Consider the following 21,641-nt stretch of genomic DNA (forward strand, 5'->3'; position numbering starts at 1 on the left):
CCTTCCAGTTAAGGCGTGGCAGCGGTACCCAAAGCACAGTCCCCTTTGCTATCAATTATCGGTTCGGGCCATGTGCGTCTGTAAAAACGAACACTGCAGGAGAGGGGATTCCGTTTCCGGAAAAGTTGATGTCAAAGATCGGAGGGAGAGCTCCAAGAAGGGCTCTTACCGGATGGTAGCGGGGAGCGTGCCAACCAGCGTTTTCAGCACACGAGCGTGCGCTTCATCCACTTCTTTCGTCGCCAAGGTGCGGTCGGACGCACGGTACGTCAAGCACCACGCCACGGACTTTTTGTCACTGGCGAGCTTTTGTCCCGTGGCGTCTGTGAACACGTCAAAGAGCGTGGCTCCAGAGAAGAGCGGCTCTTTGAGGGTGCTGAAGAAGGCGGCTACTTTGGCCGTGGCGAGGTCCGCCGGCACCTCCAGGGCGACATCGCGTGTCACGCTGGGGAAACGGGGCAGATCGGTGAACTTGGCCACGCCTTGAGCCCCCTGCTGGAGGGCGCTGATGGCAAGCTCTGCCACGAAGACAGGGCTGCGGGCATCCAGCGTGCGGGCGCGGGCAGGATGCACCTGCGCCACCCAGCCGAGCGTTTTGCTACCGCGCTTCACTTCAGCGCTCAGGAGCCAGCCCGGGAGGGGCTTGGGCACCAGTTCCAGTCCAAGTCCGGCCAGGCCGGGCAGGGACTCGAGAACGCCGCGGAGATCTGTGAATTCCACCACGGGGCTTTCCTTGGCATGCCAGCTGGGTGGCAGGGTGGGGCCACTCAGGAGGAGGGCCAAACGCTCTTCCTCACGAGTGCTGCCATTGGGGTTCTTCAGGAAGACGCGACCGATCTCAAAGAAGCGCAGGCGCTGGAGGCTCTGACGGATGTTCAAGGCGGCGGTGGCAATGAGTCCTGGCACGAGGCTGGGACGCAGGAGGGTGTGATCCTCGCTAAGGGGATTCTTCACTCCCACGGCTTTCTCCGGCGTCAGAGCGGGGCCCAGAACGTCGGCAAGCTGGGCTCCGGAGATCAGGCGCAGAGTCTGAGCCTCAAACACGTCCCGGTTCACCAGGGCCTGGCGGAGGGTCATGGTGAAGTCGTAGGTGCGGTCAGGAGCGAGGCTGGGTGAGAAGGCGGCTGCCGTGCGGCTGGGCACGCGGTCCAGGCCGATGACGCGAGCCACTTCTTCCACCAGATCCACCGAGCGCTGGAGATCCCCACGGTAGGAGGGGATGTGCCAGAGGGAGGTGGTGTCTGTTTCGCTCTTCTTCGCCAGCCCAAGTCCGGTGAGCACTTCATGCATCTCTTCGCGGCTCAGGTCGGGGATGCCGATGAGATTGCGCGCCCGGGTTTCGTCAAAAGTGACGTCCTGGGTGAGTTGAGGGGCGGTGCCGGCCACGAGCAGATCTGCCTCAGCAGTGCCGCCGCAGATCTCAAGGATGAGCTTCACCGCGAGGTCAGAGCCCGCCTGGGCGCCCTGCGGGTCCACGCCACGCTCAAAGCGGTAGCTGGAGTCTGAGCTGATGCCCAGACGGCGGGCGGAGCGGCGGATGAAGCTGGGGGTGAAGTAGGCGGACTCCAGCAGGAGGTCTGTGGTTGTTTCCGTGACACTGGAGGCTTCGCCACCCATGACGCCAGCGATCGCCACCGGAGCGCTGGTGTCGGCAATGACGAGGTCATCCGTGGTGAGCGCATACGTGGCAGCATCGAGCGCGACGATTGTCTCACCTTCCACGGCTTGGCGGACGATGATGCCGCCGTTCAGCTTGTCGAGATCGAACGCGTGCAGGGGCTGGCCGACTTCGAGCAGGACGAAGTTGGTGATGTCCACCACGTTGTTGATGGGGCGCAGGCCCACGCTCTGGAGACGGCGCTGCAGCCATTCCGGGCTGGGGCCCACCTTCACGCCTTTGATGATGCGGGCGCTGTAGAGCGGGCAGCGATCAGTGGCGTCCAGCCGCACCTGGTCCGGTGTGGCCTCCTTGACGGTGGCCTGGGGTACGGGGGACTTTGGTTCGAGACCTCTCTTGGTCAGGGCGGCCAGTTCACGGGCCAGACCGGTGTGGCTGAGCAGGTCCGGACGATTGGGGGTGATCTCCAGGTCGAACACCACATCGGGAGGGACAACTTCTGTGAACGGCGTGCCCACCTTCAAAGAAGGATCCAGGATCATGAGACCTGCGTGGTCATCACCAATACCCAACTCACGGCCGCTGCACATCATGCCGTTGGAGACCACGTCGCGGAGTTTGCCCGCCTTGATCTCCAGTCCTCCGGGCAGAATCGCCCCCGGCAGCGCCAGCGGGATCTTGTCGCCCACCTTGTAGTTCTTCGCGCCGCAGACGATCTGGCGCGGGGTGCCGCTGCCATCATCCACCTGGCACACGCTCAGGCGGTCGGCATTGGGGTGCTGCACGGACTCAAGAACCTGCGCGACCACGATCTTGTCGGAGTCAACACCCCGAACCTCAATGTCCTCCACCTCAATGCCCGCGAACGTGAGGAGATCACGCATGCTTTCAACGGTGGTGCCGGAGAGGTCGAGGTGCGTTTTAAGCCAGGAGAGGGAGACTTTCATAGACAGGATTAACAGGATTTTAAAAGATTAACAGGATAGTTTCCTAGGTAAGGGGCAGCTTCGGAAGCTCTGGAGCTTGGCGATGACGAACGTGGTCTGAATCAGCGCAAAGCTTGCTTCTGTTTAAATTTCCGGAATTTTCGTTTTGTTTGCAGGCTTTCGGAGCCGAAATTGAGAAGTAGTCCGACATCGATGCCGGTGGCGGCTAGGTAGTTGACCAGCTGAACTTCGTGAACAGGGTTGATGGTCTCGATGGCTTTGAGCTCGACGATCAACTTCGGAGGAATGAAAAAGTCGGCAATGAAGTTGCGTACAATCTTGCCCTCATAGAACACGTTGAGTTTTTTCTCCGACTCGAAGTCAATGCCGTGGGCGGCGAGCTCAATCTCCATGCTCCTGTGGTACACGGATTCAAGGAAACCATGACCCAGGGCGTTGTGAACCTTCATGCCACATCCAATGATCTGGCGCGTTATTTCGTCATCAAAAGGAGCCATCCTGTTAATCCTCTCGAAATCTTGTTAATCCTGTCTAGAACTGGGACAAGAAACGGACGTCGTTCTCAATGAGGTGGCGAATGTCGGTGATGCCGTGCAGGATCATCGCGAGGCGGTCGAGGCCCATGCCGAAGGCGAAGCCGGTGACTTCTTCGGGGTTGAAGAGGGTGTCACCACGCATCTGGGAGACGGCCTGGAAGACGGCGGGGTCCACCATGCCGCAGCCGGCGATCTCGATCCAGCGGGCTTCCTGGCCTTTCACCTCGAGCTTGATGTCGATCTCGAAGCTGGGCTCGGTGAAGGGGAAGAAGTGCGGGCGGAAGCGGACCTGGGTCTGGGGGCCGAAGATCTCCTGGAAGAAGGCTTCCAGCGTGCCCTTGAGGTCAGCGAGGCTGACGTTCTTGTCCACGTACAGACCTTCGAGCTGATTGAAGACGCTGAGGTGGGTGGCGTCGATCTCATCACGACGATAGGCGGCGCCGGGGGCGATGATGCGCACGGGAAGCGCCTTCACGGACTCCATGGTGCGGATCTGCACGGAGGAGGTGTGGGTGCGCAGCAGGCGACCGTCGGGAAGGTAGAAGGTGTCCTTCTCATTGCGGGCCGGGTGGTCGGCGGGCGTGTTCAGCGCATCGAAGCAATGCCATTCGGTCTCGATCTCTGGACCATCGGCGACGGCGAAGCCCATGCGGCGGAGCGTCTGGATGGCACGGTCCCGGATACGGGAGAGCGGGTGGAGCGTGGCCCCGGGGGAGGGGCGGCCGGGCAGGGTGACATCGATGCCCTGAACGGAGGCTGCGTCCTTCTCGGCCTGGATGGCACCGAGTTTGTCCTCGATGCCAGCGGTCAGGGCGGTGCGCACCTCGTTGAGTTTGGCACCGACGGCGGCCTTTTGGTCGGGAGGGACGTCGCGCATCTGGGAGGCGACGGCAGTGAGACGGCCTTTTTTGCCCAGGAGATTGACGCGCAGGGCTTCGAGCGCGGTTTCATCGGTCACGGCGGCCAGGAGGGTCAGGCCTTCGAGCTGGATGGTGTCGAGTTCAGCGAGCATTGGGAAGGGAGCGGAAAGGGGATGGGAGGACTAAGGCCAAAAAACAAAAAAGCCGGAGCAAAGCAGCCCCGGCTTTCGTTGAATCTTTTGGAGGGGTAAAGTGTGCTTTTCGTCGCGAAACCGGCACACCTTACAAGGTTGGCACCGGATGCTTAAGCAGCAGCCTTCTTCTCCAGGGCTTTTTTGGCTTGCTGGATGATGGAGGTGAAAGCAGCGGCGTCTTTGACAGCGATGTCAGCGAGAACCTTGCGGTCAATCTCAATGCCGGCGGCTTTCAGGCCTTCGGTAAATCGGCTGTAGCTCAGACCCTGGGCGCGAGTGGCGGCGTTGATACGCTGGATCCACAGCTTGCGGAACTCACGCTTGCGGACCTTGCGGTCGCGATAGGAGTAGGTCATCGCCTTGCGGACGGCGTCCTTGGCGTAACGGAACAGTTTCGAACGGAAACCGCGGAAACCCTTGGCTTTCTGAAGGGTACGCTTGCGGCGGGCGCGACTGGCGGGTGCGTTGGTGGCTCTTGGCATTTTCTTCTTTCCTGGATCAAGCTGTTGGTTTGGATCTCGACGGTGGCCTCACTTGATCGAAGGTCTCGCTAAAAGAAGCGAAACCAGGCCGGGTCGTCGTGGCTGCAATAGCAGCCTTCATGGTCACTTGGAAGCGAGCATCAGGACCAAGGCATGTTGGCCTTGACTGCTGCGGCGTCCGTGTGGTCCACGAGGACGGTCTTACCGAGGGAGCGTTTCCGTTTGCGGCTCTTATTCTGGAGCAAGTGACGCTTGCCCTGCCGGCGACGGAGCACTTTGCCCGTTCCGGTGATTTTGAACCGCTTGGAAACTGCTTTCCGCGTTTTGGCGATGCCTGCGTTTTTGGACATAGGGGTCGCGAGGATACGGGAAAAGAGGTGCGACGCAAGGGAATTCTGCCCGGCTAGGCAAGATCCTTTCCGCCTGGGTGGCGGGAACGGAGACTGTTTCCATAAAAATCCCGCACTTCAATAACGCCTGCGTCGCATTTACCATAATCTGGTCGAGAGCGAAAAAATGGCTTTGCCCAAAAGCTCGCAACATGCTAAAAGCTAAGGACTGTTAACTATTATGGCCGACCAGTCCGCCCTCGCCGTCGAAACTCCCCGCTCGCGCGTCTGCGCAGCTGCCGACACGGGCGCAGATCCGTTGAAGACGGCTCATTTGGCCAACTCCTTTTTGCGTACCGCGCTCGATCAAGCGAGCGAAGGCATCATGATTGTGGAGGCGAACCTTTCGCATCGCCTGGGACCCCGCATCCTCCTTCATAATACCCGCATGGCCGCCATGGTGGGGGCCGAGCCCGAGTCTGGGTTGAGGGAGCGTTTTGTCACGCAGCTTGTGGCCTCCCAGAGTGAGGCGGACGATCTCATGCAGACACTGCGTGGGGCTGTGAAGCAGGGGGGTGCCTCCCAGTGGGAAGGCGGCCTGAAGACTCTCTATGGGGGCGGCACGCAACGCTGTGCCTGGCGGATCCGCGCGGTGCAGGATGAGCACGGCAGTGTCTATAATTACACCCTCACCGTGGCCCCCGCGCTGGCTGCTCCGGCGGCGAGCCCGGCTGGTGGCCCTGGCGTGGTGGAGGTGGATGACAGCCGCCGCCTGCGCAATGACAATCTGGCCACTCTCTCCCTGGGGGTTTTTCATGACCTGAACAACCTGCTGGGCATCATGATGACCAACCTTTCTGAGGCGGCCCGGCTTTCCCCGGGTGGCGTTCCGGCGGTGGGGCATCACGTGGACGAGGCCCTGGCGGCTTCGCAGCAGGCCCGGGCTTTCATCCAGCAGACCATGAAGATGGCCAAGGATATCCCCGCCTCACGTGAGCCGGTGGACATGGCTGACCTGATCCGTGAGACCTCCCGTGTGGCGCAGAGCGGTAGCGGTGTCACTCTGCACATGCATCTGCCCAAGGACCTCTGGTGGTCGGTGGTGGACGGTGCGAAGATCACTCAGGTCCTGCAGAACCTGATCATCAATGCCATTCAGGCCATGAACAACCATGGCTACATGGACGTGCTGGCCCGCAATGTGGTCGTGCCTCAGGGGCATCACCAGTTGCAGCCAGGGCCCTATGTGGAGCTGCTGGTGCGTGACCGCGGTTGCGGCATGGATCCGGATGTGGCCCGCCGCGTCTTCCAGGAATCCTTCACGACCAAGGCAGACGGGAACGGCATCGGCCTGACCACCTGCCGCCGCATCATTCTGGAGCACGCCGGCCACATCGTGGCTTCGTCCATGAAGAACGTCGGTACGGAAATCACCTTCTGGTTGCCGGCTACCCAGCCGCGCGCCAAGCAGCCTGCTGCTGCGCCTGCCAAGCCTGCCTCTCGCGGCCTGCAATCTGGTGTGGGCACGGTGCTCGTGGTGGATGATGAAAACCGTCTCCGCCAGGTGATTCTGGCCGTGCTCAAGCAGTGCGGTTATAAGGTGTACGAAGCCGAGAGCGGGGAACAGGCAGTCTCCACCTACCGGAGCCTTCTTCTGGAAGGCGAGCAGGTGGACACGGTGATTATGGACCTGACGCTGAAAGGCGGCCTCAACGGTGAGGAGTCCATGAAGGCCATCAAGGCTCTGGACCCCGCAGCCCGGGTCATCGCTTCCAGCGGTGGCATGGTGGAAGAGGCTCGTGAGAGCTACATCTGCCAGGGTTTCGACGACATCCTGCCCAAGCCCTACCTCGCGCCCGACGTGGCGGCCGTGGTCCACCGGGTCCTGCATCAGGGCAAGAGTGCCCCGAAAGGCGACATGGTGGCGGCTTGAGGCAGAGGGGGGCGATCTCAAAGAGGCATGGCACCAGCCGGGACAGGGGTGTCCCTATCTATTGGGTTGGCAGCAATCCAGGGTGGGTGCCATTCAGGCGCAGTCTTCTCTGGCGCTCTCCAGCGTCCCAGCTCAGGTCTTCTGTCTTGTGTCTTTTTTGAACTTGCTGCCTGCGGTCTCGCTGCGATAGAGACGCCATGAATATCTGGGTTGCTGCCATCATTGCCATCGCTCTGGCCTATTTGAGCGGCTCACTGCCATTTGGCTACTGGGCGGGATTGATGAAGGGCGTGGATATTCGCAAGCATGGCAGCGGCAACATCGGTGCGACCAATGTGATCCGTGTGCTGGGCAAGAAGACGGGCATTCCGGTCTTCATCCTGGATATGTTGAAGGGGTTGCTGCCCACGCTTTTCGCCCAGGCCTGGCTGAGCAGTCTCGGAGCTGCCGGGACCATGGTCACCACGGTGGCGGTGTTGTGCGCCGCGGCATCGGTCATTGGGCATAGCTTCACTTTCTGGCTCGGGTTCAAGGGGGGCAAAGGCGTAGCCACCTCGGCGGGGGCGTTTCTGGGCCTGGCTCCATGGGCACTGCTGGTGGCCTTCGTGGTCTGGTTGGTTCTTTTCTTTACCACGCGTTATGTGGCGCTGGCTTCCATCGGTGCGGCCATCAGTCTGCCGATCTCCATGTATGTCATCATGCTCATGGGCGGCGGGCTCAATGTGGGGGCTTACATCCTGCTGGCTCTGGGGCTGGTCATGGGCATCCTGGTGGTGGTGAGGCACCGCTCCAATATCAAGCGGATGATGGCCGGGACCGAGAGCCGCTTTGATCGCAAGTCCAAGGGCAAAAAGGGGGGCGCGAATCTATAGTCATGGGGGCAGAAACGGCGAAGATGGAACGTGCGATCGTGATGGGCGCAGGCAGTTGGGGCACCGCCCTCGCAGCCATGCTGGCTCAACGGGGACTGAAGGTGCAGTTTTGGGGGCGCGACGAGGCGCTCATGCAGGAGATCGCGACCAGCAGGAGCAACGAGCGGTATCTGCCGGGCCTGATCATCGAGGGTGAGGTCGAGGCTACGCATGATCTCCGCCGTCTGCAGCCGGCGGATCTGGTCCTGTTTGTCACCCCGTCCAAGGCTATGCGCAACGTGGCGGGGGCCTTGCGGGATGCCGGGGTGCTTTCTGGTGCGGAAGTGCTGGTTTCCTGCACGAAAGGAATCGAGCTGGCCACGGGGCGACGCATGTCACAGCTCTTGGGGGAGTACTTTCCTCAGCACCATCTTGCGGCGCTTTCCGGGCCGAATCATGCCGAGGAAGTCTCGCGCAAAATGCCCTCTGCCGCGGTGGTGGCCTGTGCGGATACTTCGTCTGCTGTGGCGCTGCAGAGCTGCTTCACGCTTCCGTGGTTCCGCTGTTACACCAGCGAAGATGTCTCGGGTGTAGAGTGGGCAGGGGCCTTGAAGAATGCGTACGCCATCGCCGCGGGCATCGCCCAGGGGTTGAATCTTGGCGACAATGCCATCGCGGCCCTCGTCACACGTGGACTGGCGGAAATGGTGCGTCTGGGCGTGGTCTCAGGCGGGCAGGTGGAGACCTTCTATGGCCTCAGCGGGGTGGGAGATCTGGTGGCGACCTGCTATTCAGAGCACAGCCGGAACCATCGGGTGGGTAAGTTGCTTGGTCAGGGCATGCCCCTGGCGGAGATTGTCGCCAGCACCCGCATGGTGGCAGAAGGCGTGCCTAATACGGAGAGCCTCTGGCACGCCGCCCGGGCTGCGAAGGTGCGCACCCCGCTCCTGGACGAAGTGTATGCTGTCCTCTACCAGAACAAATCACCGAAGCTCGCACTAAGGGAATTGCTCGGTCGGGACCCGCGTCCAGAAGTAGACTGAAACCGTAGTCACTATGATTTTGGAAATCACGTGGACATGGAGTGATCGCTCAGGGTGCCAGTGTGACTGTTTCTTGTTCTAACACGCTGAATACTACTATTGGTGCTTTCGTGATTTAGTGGGATCAAGCGCTTGCAAGATGTGCTTGCCTGTTTCAAGCTCCCGCGCGCTCCGCCCTTGGAGCACCCTGAGTTTCTCTCTCATGCTCGACTTCAGCCCCATGCCCAGTAGTTCACTTACCCTGCGGACGCGCCCCTTTATGCGCGTTTTGTACGGTATGTACAGGGTACAAACGGAGAGCTAAGGTCCCGCCGATGTGTGCCGCGTTCGTGGTCTCGCATTCGTCATAAATGTATCATTCGAAATTAACTGTTCATCCCAGGAGGTCCCAAACGTGAAGTTCAAGTGCCCATCATGTGACATGAGTCTGAAGGCCGAGCCGGAGTGGGCTGGCAAAGTGGTCCGTTGCCCCGGCTGCAATACAAAGCTGCAGATTCCTGAGAACATTGGTGGTGCACCCCCGCCTGCTGCCGAAGCGTCCGCTCCCTCTTTCAGCAGTGCCGCTCCTCTGCCAGACGCAGCCCCGCCGCCCATTGGTGGCGGCTTGGATAACTTCGTGCAGAAGCCTGACCGTCTTGGATGGAAGGAAAGCGATCCGACGAACCCGAATGGCTACCTGAGCTTTGCCATCGGCGTCGTGCTGACCATTGCGTGGTTCGGCATTGTGTATCCCTTCCAGGCTCCGGCTGCCAAGGCTGTGGCGGAGTACAGCTCCATGGAGACGATCGCGAACGTGTTCTTCAAGCACTTCCTGATCAGCTTCATCAACACGATGTTCTTCTTCTGGGCGGCTGCCATTCTCTATCTCAAGCTCGGCAAGCTGAAGCATCAGCGTGAAGCGTTGTTCCTTGATGTGCTCCCGGCAGAACTGGGGCGCGAAATCAACGGCCAGAACGTTGGCAGCTTCATTGACCACCTCTACAACATGCCGACCCGTCTGCGTGACAGCTTGATGGTGAACCGCATTCGCAAGGCGCTGGAGCTCTTCGAAGTTCGCCAGAATACACCGGATGTCGGCTCCATGATGTCCAGCCAGTCCAGTATCGACGGTGCTCGTATCGGCGGCAGTTATATCATGCTGAAGGCCTTCCTTTGGGCCATTCCGCTTATGGGTTTCATCGGTACCGTTATCGGTCTGTCCCACGCCATCGGCGGCATGAGCTTCGCCAACATGGATGACGTGAGCGCCATCGTGGGATCCATCAGTGCGGTGACGAGCGGTCTCGGCACGGCGTTCGATGCGACGCTGCTGGGCCTTGTGCTTGCCGTGTTCTTGAACTTCCCGATGAACGCCCTCGCCAAGAACGAGGACGAGATGCTCAACGAAATTGACGCCTTCTGCAACGAAGTGCTCCTGCCTCGTTTGAACGACGGCGCTGGTGCGGGTGGTGGCGATGTGGCGGCGATTGCTGATTCCGTGATGCGTGGCCTGGCCGGTGCTCAGAAGGAGTTCCTTGTGGATCTCAACGAGCTGTCCAAGCGGATGAACGAATACGCCGCCAATCTGGACAAACGCTCTGACGCCTTCCAACAGGTGGTCACCAAGGAATTCATCAACAACACCACCCAGATGCGCACGGAGATGCAGGAATCCCTCAAGGACTCCCTCAAAGTGGTTTCCCAGTACATGGGCGCGCTGGAGACGGGCGTTCGCGGCTTGAACACCGTGCTCAAAGAGCTGGGTGAGAAGCAGGTGATCGTCCAGCAGGTGAAGAAAAAGGGCTGGTTCGGCCGCGATTGATTTCTTTCCCTGTGCCCGTGCTGACATTCCCTTCGTGCATATTGAGCCGCTGATTGCTGATCCATGAGCCGCCGCCGCCACAAGACTGAGGAGCTTCTCCTAATTCCCTTCCTGGACATTCTGTGTTCCCTGATCGGGGTGCTGATCCTCATCATTGTGGTGCTGTGCGTGGCCCAGTCCCAGCAGACCAACGGCCGTACGCCAGAGGAGCTGGCGATGTCGAAGGAGTTCGTGGAACTCCAGAAGCAGCAAAAGCAGGACGTCAGCACGGAGACGCTCATTAAGGAAAGACTCGCCGCCCTGGAGAAGCTCAAGAAAGAGCTTCAAGAGAAGGAAGAGCGCTCGGCCAAGCTGCGCAAGCTGCTGAGCACCGGGGCGGACATTCAGAAGATGAATGAGGAACTGAGCCAGAACCTGATGAAGGAACTGGACAACCTCCTCCTTGAAATCGAAGGCCTGACCAAGACACAGGCGGAGATGAAAAAGGAGATCGCCGCGCTCATGGATGAGCTGAAGAAGCTCCAGATTCCGCCGGACAAGAAGCCCCCGCCGGTGATGGTTCAGCCCGGTGGCTCCGGCTTGGCGAAGGGTGCCAAGGTCTTCTTTGTGGAAGCAGGCGGTGGCCGTATCATTCTCTATTGGGATGCCAAACAACGCACTCAGGTGAGTGCCGCGGCGGAGGTCATTGTGGCAGACGCCGCCTACAACCACTTCCTCAAGGAGGTGAAGAATGTGCCCAACTCCAAGATCATCTTCCTCATGCGTGATGATGGCACCGGTGCCTTCAACAACGCTGCAGGCTGGGCTCAGGCCACCTATGGCTATCAAGTGACTCAGATCGGCAAGCTGCTCCTGCCGGGCCGTGGGGACGTGGATCTTCAGATGTTCAAGGATTTCCTCGGCACCCTGCCCCCACCGGCAGATGCCAAGCTGATGCCACCTGCCGGGTCCACCCCGGCGGCTCCGCCAGCTGCTCCCAAGCCTGCCGCCGCGCCGGCCCCTGCCCCTGCAACGGCCGCCCCCGCCGCTGCTCCTGCTACCGCTCCCAAGCCGGCTGGTACCTAGTCCGGCCCCGGCAAGTCCCTAATTTTCAGCCTCAGCCCCTTACTGCCATGGCCAAACGCAGAGAAGCTCATGACGAAGAATTGCCCTTCGTCGCCCTCATGGACACCATGACCAACGTGGTGGGCGTGCTGATCATCGTGCTCGTGATGATCGGTATCAGCCTTGCCCAGGCCGTGCGCAAGGTTCTCTCCGATCTGCCACCCGTCACTAAAGAACAGCTGGAAGAGCTGAAGAAGGTGGTGGTCAAGGATACTCCCAAGGAAGATCCCAAGAAGCTCGAAGAAGAGATGAAGGAGACTCAGCAGGCTCTTAAGAAAGCCACTGAAGAGCTCAAGACCATGGATCTTTCGACTACGAAGGACTCAGCCAAGCACATGGATTTGGACGAGCTCCGCAAGCAGCTTGAGGAGCGCAAGAAGGTGCGCGACACCAGCAAGGAGGACGTGGACAAGCTCCTGGCTGAACTGGACCGGCTGAAAAAGGCCATCGATACCACTCCGCGCTATGTGCCCCCGCCCGCAACGGTGGTGAAGCTGCCCAACCCGCGTGAAATTCCAGAGAACGCCACGGTGCAGCGGTTTATCGTCACCGGCGGCAAGGTGTATTACCTGAACGACATCGAGTTCATGAAATATATCGTGCAGGAGATTGAGAAGAATCAGAAGAGCCTCGTGTTCGGTGAGGTGCCGGTGAAAGACACCTTTGGCAACCCGGTTATGGAGAAGGTGCGCGGCAAGGACGTGCCCAAGATGAAGACCGTGTTCGACCAGAAGAAGATCGTGCAGCACTTCGTGAACTTACGGCTTCCGGTGCGCGATCTGAAGGTAGAGCTGGTGGAGGCGCCCAATGCCCCCCGTATGCCCATGCGCCTCACTCCCAATCCCCAAGGAGGTGAAAGCGTCGAGCAGTTCAAGAACCCGGCCTCCACGTATCAGCGTGCGGTCCGCAAGTTCAAGAGCGAGCCCAACACTGTGATGTGGTTCTACGTCTTCAAGGATTCGGTGGAAGCCTTCCTTGCTGCCCGTGACTATGCCGACACCGAAGGCGTGCCCGTGGTGTGGGAGCTCTACGGCAACCCCTACTACCAGAGAAACGTGGCCGAGTATGAGGTGAACTTCACCCCGCCCAAGCCACAGCCGCCACCGCCTCCTGGGGCCGTGAAGATCGCTGCTCCAAAGATGACGGCGGACTAAGCAAGACGAAAGACTTTATGAGCTGGGGCGACGATGAGTCGTCCCAGTTTGCGTTTGGGGACTGCAGTCGGCGGAAGCTGAACCGCGAGGGAGTGATGGGTTGGAGATTTTCCTCGCTCTCAACGTCGGATGGCACCAACAAGCTTCACGACAGTGTCTTGGAGTGCTGGCGGCTTGACGCCGCTTTCGCCGAGTGAAGGGAGGTGTTGTTCACTGGAGCCGTGGCCTACTCTCTGGCCATCTGCTTTCACGTCCGCTCAACCATTGTCGTGGTGCGTTTGCTGACCGCGGTTAGAAAACGGTGTCAAGCCACCGTACTCCAAGACGCTTCGCGAGGTTTGGGGATGCTGGGGGTGGTGGAAGGGCTGCAGTCGGCGGAAGCTGAATCGCGAGCATGCGATGGGTTCGAGATTTTCCTCGCTCTCACTGTCGGCTGGCACCAACAAGCTTCACGACAGTGTCTTGGAGTGTCGGCGGCTTGACGCCGCTTTTCGCCGGGTAAAGGGAGGTGTTGTTCGCTGGAGCCGTGGCCTACTCTCTGGCCATCTGCTTTCACCTCCGCTCAGCCATAGTCGCAGGTCACCGAGGATCACGGTTAGAAAACGGTGTCGAGCCACCGTACTCCAAGACGCTTCGCGAGAATTGGGGGTGCTGGAGTTGGTGGAGGGGCAGTCGTGGTGCGGACTGTCCATCCCCTTGGCGAGAATTCCTCTCGGGCTGAGCCGCACTTGTATTTTTCTACGTGGCAGACATGGTCAGGCGTGCACGCGAAGCGCCATATCAAACACTGGGCTTACATCATCGCGGCGACGTTGCTGATTCTGTGGGTCTTGCCCCTGGCATCAATCTGGCCTTGGCAACTGTGGCACGGATGGTGTTCGGTCAGCGCTACTTCCTCGTTTCGGGAGCTGGATCCCGCCACTCTGGCCCCAGAACTGCGCAATTCCTTGCAATCGCACCATCAAGAACTCGGATTGCAACTTGAGGCGGTGGGTTTGTTGACTCACGAAACCGAGCGCCGCTATACCTTCACGGGCAGGATCGAGAAATCTTCGCTGACCTCCGTTCTCTGCTGCTATTCAATCGCTTCTCAGGGAACCCTCGCTGACGTGGTGCGATGGCAGAAGAGGAGCTACGCCCAGAACGAGATGAGGAGTGGGGGACAAGGGGGGCACCCCGGCTGGTGGCCTGAGCGCGGGATGATGATTCCTCTCCGCAGGCATACTCTAAACCACCTGTACTGGTGCGAGCCGGGGAAGCCCAACAGGCTTTATGAGGAAGTTCATCTCGCGAACGTCACCCACCCGACGAATGCGAGCACGGGCACGAGCATGAGCAGTGAGTACCCGAACAAGTAACCCAGAAAGCCGGGGGTGTGCACGCCGGTCTTTTCCGCGATGGCTTTCACCATGAAGTTCGGGCCATTGCCGATATAACTGCCAGCTCCAAAAAACACGGAGCCCAACGACACGGCGACCACAAACGGAGCGTGGGTGGCAAGGAAGGCGCGAACATCGCCGACAGTGCCGACATCCAGTCCGGCATTTCCCATGGCAGCAGCGAGGAAAGTGAGATACGTGGGTGCATTGTCCAGAAACGCCGAGAGCGATCCACTTGTGAAGTAGTATTGGAGCGGGGTGCTGAGGTGTAGTCCCTGACCGGAACCTAGGAGTTGCAGGGCAGGCACCATAGTGAGGAAGATGCCGATGAACAGGAAGCCCACTTCTTTCACAGGGCCGAAGCTGAAATCATTGGCTTCATGCACCGGACGGGCGGTGGTGAAGTAGGAGATCGTGGCAGCGGCGACCATGACAAGTGATCCGATGCTCAGCGAGAAATGCTCTGTGCCCACTTTCCAGGTTTGTGGAAAGAACACTGCCGCCAGCACGACCAGCAGAAGCGCGCCGTTTTGCAATCCGCGAAACTGCCAGGTCTCGTTAGATGTGTTCTCCTCAGCGATGCCCCTGGGCGCCCGGGCATAGTTCCGCCGGTCCAGGATGTAAAACAGCGCCAGGAGCAGGCCCATGGCCAGCAGCCATGCGGGCCAGACATGCTGAATCACCCACCAAAATGGCACCCCGCGGAGAAAGCCAAGGAAGAGAGGGGGATCGCCGATCGGAGTGAGTGCGCCGCCCACGTTGGAAACTATGAAAATGAAGAACACCACGTGGAACTGCGTGATGCGGTACTTGTTCATCCGGATCCAGGGGCGGATCAGCAGCATGGAGGCGCCCGTGGTGCCCACGAGATTGGCCACGACTCCGCCCACCAGGAGAAAGAGAGTGTTGATTGCCGGAGTGGCTTCACCCTTCACCCGGATGTTGATGCCGCCCGAGATGACAAAGAGGGAGCCGATGAGGGCCATGAAGCTGAGGTACTCCATCATCGAATGGAGTATGGCATTGCCGTGGTGGAGGCCAAAGACGTAGTAGGCCGTGGTCACCAGGCCCAGGCTGATGGCGACTTTAGCGTAATGATGCTCCCAGAACCGGGCTGCGAACAGCGGCATGAGGGCGATGCAGAGCAGCAGCACCACGAAAGGGAGAACCATCCACGGAGACGGAAGTGTCGTTGCGGTGGACGTGGACGTCGCGGTTGCAATGAAAGTGAGAAGACCCATGAGGATGCGCGTGTTCACATCCTGACGGGGCGGGAGTCCAAGTCAAGGGGCGGCGATGATGCCTCCAGCAAGGACAACGGTTGAAGGAAATACCTTGGCGGACGGTGGCAGGGCAGAAAAAAACCCGCGCCTTGTGCAAGGAAGCGGGGTGGGCTGGAGCCTGATTGATCTACCAGTGCTGCTGGTGTTGGACTCCTAGAGCAGCGCCCGCATGGTCACGGGAAGCGTTGCGGCAAGACGGTCGCGGCGGCTGACAGGCAGCGGTGTGGTGAGCGCGCGCTGACCGGGCAGGACGATGCGCCGGGTGGGGGCGTCGGCACTGAGATCGTTCTCCATGGCTGCGGGGGCGACGAAGTTGGCACCTGCTGTCTCGACGATCATCCAGTAGCGGAGGGCGCGAAGAGGAACGGAGACTTCGAACTTCTCCATGAGCCATTTGCGGGTTTCTGTGACGTTTTGCCACTGATGGCGCTCGATGCCTTCGCGGAAAGCGAGCACCACGTGCTGGGGGAGACGTGAGACTGCTGTGCTGTCCAGGAGCTTGGCAAAGCCGCCATTGCGCCAGGCGGCCAGGCAGCCAGCCACGCTTGCGCGGGACATAGTGCCAGCGTCGGCCAGGCGGGTGAGACTCCGCTCGCCCATCAGGGCCAGCCGGAGGACATTCAGGCGTTCCCTGTGGCGGCGGGGGCTGCGGGCGGCGCACAAAAGGCGTTCGACGGCAACTGCTTCACGGGACGGGGTGGGATGGTGGGGGGGCCGGTTTCGTGTCATGAGCAAAGGGGTTCGGGTTGTCATGCTCAGAGCATCGGCCATGCCATAAATGAAGCATTGAGGGGAGACCTTCGGGAAAATGATTCTTTTGTGCTCGAAAAATTCGGGAGTTTTTGCATTGACCGTCCCCGTACAAGCATTTCTGTATTAGATCAAGTCACAATCCTGTTGCAGAGGTCATGTGCTTGTCCGCTCTTGCTCAACAGGTTGTGAGTTTTTCCGGGGCACTGGAGAATGCCGCAGATTTTAGCCTGTCTTGCGTCACATTTTGGTGTTAGAACAAGAGGGTGAAATCACTTTTCGTCGCCACAGGGAACCCGCACAAAACGGGGGAGATTCGCAGCATGCTGGGGGATGCCTACGAGGTGTCTGACATGACCGCCCATCCGCATCTGCCACAGCCGGAGGAGACTGGCGACACCTTTGAAGCCAATGCCACGATCAAGGCGCTCGCGGCGAGCATGGCACTCGAAGACGCGCTGGTGCTGTCAGATGACTCAGGTCTGGAAGTGGACATATTGGACGGTGCCCCTGGAGTTATTTCTGCCCGTTACGCTGGTGCCAATGCGACGGATGCCGACAATCGCACCCTGCTGAAGGAGCAGCTCGCGGAGATCGCCAAGCAGACGGAGTCACCCTTGTTCACAGGTCGCTTTAGATGCTGCATGGTGCTCGCTCAGAATGGCCGGGTGCTGGGCGTGTTCGATGGTGCGGTGGAAGGCCGTCTGCTTCTGACGGAGGATGGCGCAGGTGGCTTCGGTTATGACCCCCTCTTTGTACCTGAGGGGCATGACAGCAGTTTCGGCGTGTTGCCAGTGGAGGTGAAGAACCAGCTCAGCCATCGCTCACGGGCCCTCGCCAAGGTGGTGGCCTGGCTGGCGGAGCAATCTTAGTCCGACAAGTGCAAATGGAAGGCCAGCGTATGAAATTTCGTCGGCCTTCCGTGTTGTTGGTGTTGTGCTTCACACTGGCTCTGTCGTGGTTGCCGGCAAGAGCGCTTCTGGCCGCGGACCGGGAGGTCGTTACCCTGGACACTGTTGTTTCCTTGGGCCGCGGTGCTTCTCTGGTTCGTCGATCGGTGGGGAGCGCGGGAAACCCGGCTGCGGCGGTGCGGTTTCAGGTGATCACATTTGACTCGTCCCGGGTGAGTCTGGTGGTGAACGCTCAGGGGAATCGGGGCACTGCGAAGAATCTGGACGAATGGATGAAGCAGCAAGGTGCCATCGCAGATGTGTGTCGCGGTCAGGTTTGATGAGGTAGGCATTCATTCCTTGGGCGGTGCGCCAGGTTGGTATGATGCCGGACCTCTAATCCTTCTTGTTCCGCACCAGAACTCCCGCTTGTAAATCTGGGCGGTTCCCGTTCCTTTCTGGCATGCGTCTGTCGGCCCGGCTGTCTTGTTTCCTTGTTACACTCTTCATGGTCTGGGTTTCCGGGCCGCTTTCGGCTCAGTCGGCGTGGAGGGTGAGCTCTCAGGAGGCCCCGGTCACATTGGTAGGTGGGGCGGTGCTGCTGAAGCGAGGTGTCTCCGGCCCCGTCGAGGCGCAGGTGAACCTCATCGTCTTCAGCGCGGCCAAATATGACCTGCGGGTGGTGACCCAGCCTGATCGGGCCGGGGCAGTGTCGCTGGCTTCGAAGATGAAAGCCTTGGGCGCGGTGGCGGGGTGCAACGGCGGGTACTTCACCCCGGAGTTTCAGCCTCTGGGGCTGGAGGTGGGTGATGGCGTGCGCACGGGTACCTGGGGGCGCGGTCCTCTGTTGGGTGGGGTACTGGTGGTGCGGCAGGGTAGGGTCTCACTGCTCTGGCGGGATGAGTATGCGGAGCAGAAGGGGGTGACCCAGTTGCTCCAGGCCGGGCCGCGCCTGGTCCACGCGGGGCAGGCCATTCAGGGGTTGGAGCCCACCAAGCGGCGGGCGCGGACCTTTGTCCTGACGGATCAGGCAGGGAAGTGGGCGATTGGCACCTGCAAGAGCGTCTCTCTGCAAGAACTGGCCACGCTCCTGGCCACGCCCGGCTTGTTCCCGGAAATGCCGGTGAAGCGGGCGCTGAATCTGGATGGCGGCAGTTCCACCGCCCTCTGGTGGCGGACTTCCGGAGGAGAGGCTCGTGGCGAGAGTGAGTTTGGCCGGGTGCGAAACTTCCTCATGCTCACACCAAGGACATCCCCGATGAAGGGCTCGTCGTAGCGTCTTTTGCAGGTGCTTTCGCGCTGAATGCGAAACACTGGGGCTTGATTGATTCCTGCCCTTGTGCCCTGAGTCAGCTTTTGGTTTTAATGTGCAAGATCACGAAATAGAAACAACCTCCGGACGCTGCCCGTCCGCAACAACCTACCCACCGCCTGAGCCCCATGCTTGAAGCTTCCGCCAAAGAGTTCCTCCTCGACTACCTCGATACCCCCAGCCCAACCGGCTTCGAATGGCGCGGTCAGCGCAAGTGGGCCGACTATGTACGCAAGTTCTCCGACAAGGTGGAGAGCGATGCCTACGGCACGGCCTGGGCCACCCTGGAAGGCAGCGGGAAGAAACCCAAGCAGATCATGCTGGAATCCCATGCAGACGAGATCGGCTTCATGGTAAAAACGATCACCAAGGACGGCTTTCTGTACCTGGACCGAGTAGGGGGCTCCGATGCGGCGACGGCCCGGGGACGTCGGCTGGACATCCTAGGGGACAAGGGCGTGGTGCGCGGCATCATTGGCAACACGGCCATTCACATCCGCGATCGTGAGAACGAAAAAGCGCCCCAGGTACATGAACTGTATGTGGACATTGGTGCCTCGAACCCGAAGGAGGTGGCTGAGGCGGGCCTCCGCGTGGGGCATCCGGCAGTGTATTCTTACGGCGCCGAGTTGCTGGGCAAGAATCTCATTCTGGGCCGGGCGCTGGACAACCGCATCGGCGGATTCATCATCGCACAGGTGATGAAGCGCCTGAGTGCGAAGAAAAAACGCCCGAGCGCCACGGTGGTGGCGGTAAATGCCATTCAGGAGGAGATCGGTGGCAACGGAGCCAAGATGATTGCCAATCGCCTCATGCCGGATGTGGCCGTGGTTCTGGATGTCACGCATGCCACGGACACCCCGGGCATCGACAAAGCCAAGCACGGGGACGTGACCCTGGGCGGCGGGCCGAGCATCACGCACGGCACCTGCAACCACCCCATGGTGGTCCAGCGTCTCATGGACTCCGCGGAGAAGGCCGAGGTGGAGATCCAGCACGAGTCCTCCTCCCGCTACAGCGGCACGGATACCGACAGCATCTTCACGGTGGGGAACGGCATCCCCAGCGCCTTGATCTCCCTGCCGCTGCGTTATATGCACTCGGTGGTGGAGATGGCGAACCTCAAGGACGTGCAGCAGGTCATCGATGTGCTGGTCGCGTTTGTCGAAAGCGTGGGTCCGGACGACGAGTTCAAGATCAAGATCTAGTCTTGAGGCCCGGTCTCGTGTAGAGGTGGGGCAGGATCTGGATCTTGATTCGAGTCTCGATCGTGATGTGAACCTCCATCTCCACTTGTGACGCCTCCGCCCGCCCCCCGTCTGCTTTTGAACCTCCGTGATGGCTCTCCCGTGCTGTTGCGGATGTTCACCCCGGCAGACCGGGCCGCCGTGCAGGAGGCCTTCCGCCGGCTGTCACTGGATTCCCATTACTACCGGTTTTGGACCCAGCACCGCGAACTGCCTGACTCGCTGCTCACGCGATTTCTCAATCCCGAACCGGGATTGCACGAGACCTGGGCCGTTCTTGATCCTGCCCTGCCAGATGAACCGGGGCAGGGAGGGGGATCTTTTTGGCGGCTGGAAAAGGAGCCTTGGCGGGCTGAGATCTCTTTCACGGTCGCCGATGAGGTGCAGCATCGTGGGGTAGGTAGCATGCTCCTTGCCCTCTTGTGGGTGCGAGCCCGCGAAGCTGGCATCACCCAGTTCTTTGGAGTGGTGTTGCCAGACAACTACACTGTGCTGGACTGGTTTCGCGCACTAGGAGCCCGCGTGACGCTGCAGGGTGGGCAGTATGTGTTTGAGCTGGAACTGGAGGAGCCAAAGCTCAAGCCCACACCCACGACGGAGCGATTTAAGGAGCGTTTGCGGGAGGTGGAAGCCGCTCTGGCGCAAACCCAGGACGAGAAGCCTCAAGATTTGAGTTTCTGAGCCGGGTCCTTTGTTCTCAATCGCCCAGCCCATAGGCTTCCGCCAGAATCTCCTCGTCTTCCTCCCAGAAGGAGATGCTCATGGGGCGACAGCAGACTTCACAGTCGTAGTCCACCGTGCACGGCACTTCAGAAAAATGCGGGGCCGGAACCTCGAACTCCTCAAAACAAGTTGGGCAGGTGACGGAGGTCATGGGGGAACGAGGTTAGGTGTTAGGCGTTAAGGGTTAGGAGACCGGGCAAAGAAGTGTCACGTCTGATTGCTTCATGCCGCGAGCTTTTTTCTCATAACCCATAACTCATAACTTCTAACCGGTTTCATTACGGCAACTTCCACGCGGCGCGCATTTTCTGGTACTCGCTCTGGGGGAGGAGGACGTAGTAGGGGTATTTGTCCGTCTTGATCCAGCGGATCATGGATTCCAGGTTCTCAAGCGCCATGGTGGTGCAGCCGGCACTGGGGCGGGTGGGGCCGCGGCGGACGTGGAAGAAGATGGCGCTGCCGTACCCGGGTGAGGCGGGGTTGGTATTGTGGCGAATTTCCAGGAGCCACTTGTAGGCGTCATCTCCCAGGCGCATGCGCTGGCTCTCGAACCACGGGGGCACGTTCCGGGGATCCACCCGCACGTGCTCATTATAGTGAGGCAGGCGGGGATCGTCCACCCAGGCATCCCAGGGGCCGACCTGCAGGTAGGGCCAGGAGGCACCTTTCGGTGGGGCGGTGGCTGCACCGTGGAGGCGACCCAGTTCGAAAACCCCGGCAGGGGCCTTCCCGTCCTTTTCCACCTTCCAGGGGATTTCGGGGTTACTAGGCTGGAATACTCCACGCCCCCATGCCAGTCCGTTCCGACCCAAATTGACCGGCCACGCGTTTTTAAAGACCGGCCGCCATCCGCTCTCCGCTGTCGGGCGCTCCCAGCACTGGAGGGTGGCGGTTGGGCTCTCCCAACTGGGGGCCACGGCCACGATCACCTGCCGTGCCGAGTTGGGAATTTGAGAATATGCTCGTCCGGAAGACAAAAAATTCGCGATCGCCAACAAAACAGCGGCACATGTAAGGACGGAGTGATTACAATGAGGGGTCATTGACGGGAAATCTTTGGTTAAGGAGCTGTAATGTAGAGATTTTTCTTTGCACAGAGAGGGTAAGTAGGTATTTTTGCACAAAGCGATCCCGTTGATCATTGTCCTCTAGGTTTTGGGGGTTTTTTTTCCTAGAGTCAACCCAGCGGGATCGCTTTTTTATGC

20 protein-coding genes are annotated in these 21,641 nt (G+C 60.0%); 11 read left to right on the forward strand and 9 right to left on the reverse strand.

What is annotated here, in order from left to right; genetic code table 11:
• Positions 1-165 precede the first annotated feature (165 nt).
• From pheT to rpmI, 5 genes are all read right to left on the reverse strand, one after another.
• On the reverse strand, positions 166-2,565 hold the full coding sequence (gene pheT / locus BV106_RS15530) for a phenylalanine--tRNA ligase subunit beta (RefSeq protein ID WP_038166175.1): 2,400 nt from the start codon (positions 2,563-2,565) through the stop codon (positions 166-168).
• A 101-nt stretch (positions 2,566-2,666) separates the two neighbouring features.
• Entirely contained in the window at positions 2,667-3,062 is a 396-nt protein-coding gene (locus BV106_RS15535; protein ID WP_038166177.1) for a GxxExxY protein, read from the reverse strand.
• A gap of 34 nt (positions 3,063-3,096) precedes the next feature.
• Positions 3,097-4,113 (reverse strand): phenylalanine--tRNA ligase subunit alpha, encoded by a 1,017-nt coding sequence (gene pheS, locus BV106_RS15540; RefSeq protein ID WP_038166179.1) that lies wholly within the window; start codon positions 4,111-4,113, stop codon positions 3,097-3,099.
• Positions 4,114-4,265: 152 nt separating this feature from the next.
• Positions 4,266-4,637 carry a 50S ribosomal protein L20 gene (gene rplT / locus BV106_RS15545; RefSeq protein ID WP_038166182.1) on the reverse strand — a complete coding sequence of 124 codons (372 nt, stop codon included), beginning with the start codon at positions 4,635-4,637 and terminating at the stop codon, positions 4,266-4,268.
• 140 nt (positions 4,638-4,777) lie between these two features.
• Positions 4,778-4,987 (reverse strand): 50S ribosomal protein L35, encoded by a 210-nt coding sequence (gene rpmI, locus BV106_RS15550; RefSeq protein ID WP_009960242.1) that lies wholly within the window; start codon positions 4,985-4,987, stop codon positions 4,778-4,780.
• 220 nt (positions 4,988-5,207) lie between these two features.
• Here rpmI and BV106_RS15555 point away from each other — a divergent pair, with 220 nt between their 5' ends.
• The 6 genes from BV106_RS15555 to BV106_RS15580 all read left to right on the forward strand — a co-directional run bounded on the left by BV106_RS15555 (position 5,208) and on the right by BV106_RS15580 (position 12,852).
• Complete coding sequence (locus tag BV106_RS15555) at positions 5,208-6,899, forward strand: ATP-binding protein (protein WP_038166186.1); 1,692 nt, start codon at positions 5,208-5,210, stop codon at positions 6,897-6,899.
• 197 nt (positions 6,900-7,096) lie between these two features.
• Positions 7,097-7,771 carry a glycerol-3-phosphate 1-O-acyltransferase PlsY gene (gene plsY, locus BV106_RS15560; protein ID WP_038166188.1) on the forward strand — a complete coding sequence of 225 codons (675 nt, stop codon included), beginning with the start codon at positions 7,097-7,099 and terminating at the stop codon, positions 7,769-7,771.
• Between the two features lie 23 nt (positions 7,772-7,794).
• The gene (locus BV106_RS15565; protein WP_038166300.1) at positions 7,795-8,793 is read left to right on the forward strand and encodes an NAD(P)H-dependent glycerol-3-phosphate dehydrogenase; all 999 of its coding nucleotides are present in this window, start codon (positions 7,795-7,797) and stop codon (positions 8,791-8,793) included.
• Between the two features lie 421 nt (positions 8,794-9,214).
• Entirely contained in the window at positions 9,215-10,594 is a 1,380-nt protein-coding gene (locus tag BV106_RS15570) for a MotA/TolQ/ExbB proton channel family protein (RefSeq protein ID WP_038166190.1), read from the forward strand.
• Positions 10,595-10,657: 63 nt separating this feature from the next.
• Complete coding sequence (locus BV106_RS15575; protein WP_038166191.1) at positions 10,658-11,659, forward strand: hypothetical protein; 1,002 nt, start codon at positions 10,658-10,660, stop codon at positions 11,657-11,659.
• 47 nt (positions 11,660-11,706) lie between these two features.
• Complete coding sequence (locus BV106_RS15580) at positions 11,707-12,852, forward strand: hypothetical protein (protein ID WP_038166192.1); 1,146 nt, start codon at positions 11,707-11,709, stop codon at positions 12,850-12,852.
• 1,282 nt (positions 12,853-14,134) lie between these two features.
• On the opposite strand, the gene BV106_RS15590 is transcribed toward BV106_RS15580, so the two are convergent.
• Both BV106_RS15590 and BV106_RS15595 read right to left on the reverse strand, forming a co-directional pair.
• A complete protein-coding gene (locus tag BV106_RS15590; RefSeq protein ID WP_265595713.1) occupies positions 14,135-15,403 on the reverse strand; it encodes a sodium:proton antiporter in 1,269 nt (422 codons plus the stop codon).
• Between the two features lie 264 nt (positions 15,404-15,667).
• Positions 15,668-16,243: a hypothetical protein gene (locus BV106_RS15595; protein ID WP_265595714.1), complete on the reverse strand. Its 576-nt coding sequence runs from the start codon at positions 16,241-16,243 to the stop codon at positions 15,668-15,670.
• A gap of 287 nt (positions 16,244-16,530) precedes the next feature.
• Between BV106_RS15595 and BV106_RS15600 the strand changes: the two genes are divergently transcribed.
• The 5 genes from BV106_RS15600 to BV106_RS35660 all read left to right on the forward strand — a co-directional run bounded on the left by BV106_RS15600 (position 16,531) and on the right by BV106_RS35660 (position 20,394).
• Positions 16,531-17,136: a non-canonical purine NTP pyrophosphatase gene (locus BV106_RS15600; RefSeq protein ID WP_038166197.1), complete on the forward strand. Its 606-nt coding sequence runs from the start codon at positions 16,531-16,533 to the stop codon at positions 17,134-17,136.
• 29 nt (positions 17,137-17,165) lie between these two features.
• Positions 17,166-17,495 (forward strand): hypothetical protein, encoded by a 330-nt coding sequence (locus BV106_RS38535; RefSeq protein ID WP_265595715.1) that lies wholly within the window; start codon positions 17,166-17,168, stop codon positions 17,493-17,495.
• A gap of 167 nt (positions 17,496-17,662) precedes the next feature.
• Positions 17,663-18,430 (forward strand): phosphodiester glycosidase family protein, encoded by a 768-nt coding sequence (locus tag BV106_RS35655; RefSeq protein ID WP_051945913.1) that lies wholly within the window; start codon positions 17,663-17,665, stop codon positions 18,428-18,430.
• Positions 18,431-18,594: 164 nt separating this feature from the next.
• Positions 18,595-19,674, forward strand: a complete 1,080-nt coding sequence (locus BV106_RS15610; protein ID WP_038166200.1) for a M20/M25/M40 family metallo-hydrolase — start codon at positions 18,595-18,597, stop codon at positions 19,672-19,674.
• A gap of 87 nt (positions 19,675-19,761) precedes the next feature.
• Complete coding sequence (locus tag BV106_RS35660) at positions 19,762-20,394, forward strand: GNAT family N-acetyltransferase (protein WP_265595716.1); 633 nt, start codon at positions 19,762-19,764, stop codon at positions 20,392-20,394.
• 16 nt (positions 20,395-20,410) lie between these two features.
• Here the strand turns inward: BV106_RS35660 and BV106_RS38540 are convergent, their stop codons facing one another.
• Both BV106_RS38540 and BV106_RS38545 read right to left on the reverse strand, forming a co-directional pair.
• A complete protein-coding gene (locus tag BV106_RS38540; RefSeq protein ID WP_265595717.1) occupies positions 20,411-20,587 on the reverse strand; it encodes a CPXCG motif-containing cysteine-rich protein in 177 nt (58 codons plus the stop codon).
• A 127-nt stretch (positions 20,588-20,714) separates the two neighbouring features.
• Entirely contained in the window at positions 20,715-21,578 is an 864-nt protein-coding gene (locus BV106_RS38545) for a L,D-transpeptidase family protein (RefSeq protein WP_306301626.1), read from the reverse strand.
• Between the last annotated feature and the right edge of the window lie 63 nt (positions 21,579-21,641).

The organism is Verrucomicrobium sp. BvORR106 (genome assembly GCF_000739655.1).
Classification (GTDB): Bacteria; Verrucomicrobiota; Verrucomicrobiia; order Verrucomicrobiales; family Verrucomicrobiaceae; genus Verrucomicrobium.

Excerpts from the sequence above, each read along its gene's own strand:
- pheT (WP_038166175.1), bottom strand. The coding sequence starts at position 2,565 with ATGAAAGTCTCCCTCTCCTGGCTTAAAACGCACCTCGACCTCTCCGGC.
- plsY (WP_038166188.1), top strand. The coding sequence starts at position 7,097 with ATGAATATCTGGGTTGCTGCCATCATTGCCATCGCTCTGGCCTATTTG.
- BV106_RS38540 (WP_265595717.1), bottom strand. The coding sequence starts at position 20,587 with ATGACCTCCGTCACCTGCCCAACTTGTTTTGAGGAGTTCGAGGTTCCG.
- BV106_RS38535 (WP_265595715.1), top strand. The coding sequence starts at position 17,166 with ATGAAATTTCGTCGGCCTTCCGTGTTGTTGGTGTTGTGCTTCACACTG.
- BV106_RS15570 (WP_038166190.1), top strand. The coding sequence starts at position 9,215 with ATGAGTCTGAAGGCCGAGCCGGAGTGGGCTGGCAAAGTGGTCCGTTGC.
- BV106_RS15565 (WP_038166300.1), top strand. The coding sequence starts at position 7,795 with ATGGAACGTGCGATCGTGATGGGCGCAGGCAGTTGGGGCACCGCCCTC.
- BV106_RS38545 (WP_306301626.1), bottom strand. The coding sequence starts at position 21,578 with ATGATCAACGGGATCGCTTTGTGCAAAAATACCTACTTACCCTCTCTG.
- rplT (WP_038166182.1), bottom strand. The coding sequence starts at position 4,637 with ATGCCAAGAGCCACCAACGCACCCGCCAGTCGCGCCCGCCGCAAGCGT.
- BV106_RS15580 (WP_038166192.1), top strand. The coding sequence starts at position 11,707 with ATGGCCAAACGCAGAGAAGCTCATGACGAAGAATTGCCCTTCGTCGCC.
- pheS (WP_038166179.1), bottom strand. The coding sequence starts at position 4,113 with ATGCTCGCTGAACTCGACACCATCCAGCTCGAAGGCCTGACCCTCCTG.
- BV106_RS15535 (WP_038166177.1), bottom strand. The coding sequence starts at position 3,062 with ATGGCTCCTTTTGATGACGAAATAACGCGCCAGATCATTGGATGTGGC.
- BV106_RS15555 (WP_038166186.1), top strand. The coding sequence starts at position 5,208 with ATGGCCGACCAGTCCGCCCTCGCCGTCGAAACTCCCCGCTCGCGCGTC.
- rpmI (WP_009960242.1), bottom strand. The coding sequence starts at position 4,987 with ATGTCCAAAAACGCAGGCATCGCCAAAACGCGGAAAGCAGTTTCCAAG.
- BV106_RS35655 (WP_051945913.1), top strand. The coding sequence starts at position 17,663 with ATGGTCTGGGTTTCCGGGCCGCTTTCGGCTCAGTCGGCGTGGAGGGTG.
- BV106_RS15610 (WP_038166200.1), top strand. The coding sequence starts at position 18,595 with ATGCTTGAAGCTTCCGCCAAAGAGTTCCTCCTCGACTACCTCGATACC.
- BV106_RS15590 (WP_265595713.1), bottom strand. The coding sequence starts at position 15,403 with ATGGTTCTCCCTTTCGTGGTGCTGCTGCTCTGCATCGCCCTCATGCCG.
- BV106_RS15575 (WP_038166191.1), top strand. The coding sequence starts at position 10,658 with ATGAGCCGCCGCCGCCACAAGACTGAGGAGCTTCTCCTAATTCCCTTC.
- BV106_RS15595 (WP_265595714.1), bottom strand. The coding sequence starts at position 16,243 with ATGACACGAAACCGGCCCCCCCACCATCCCACCCCGTCCCGTGAAGCA.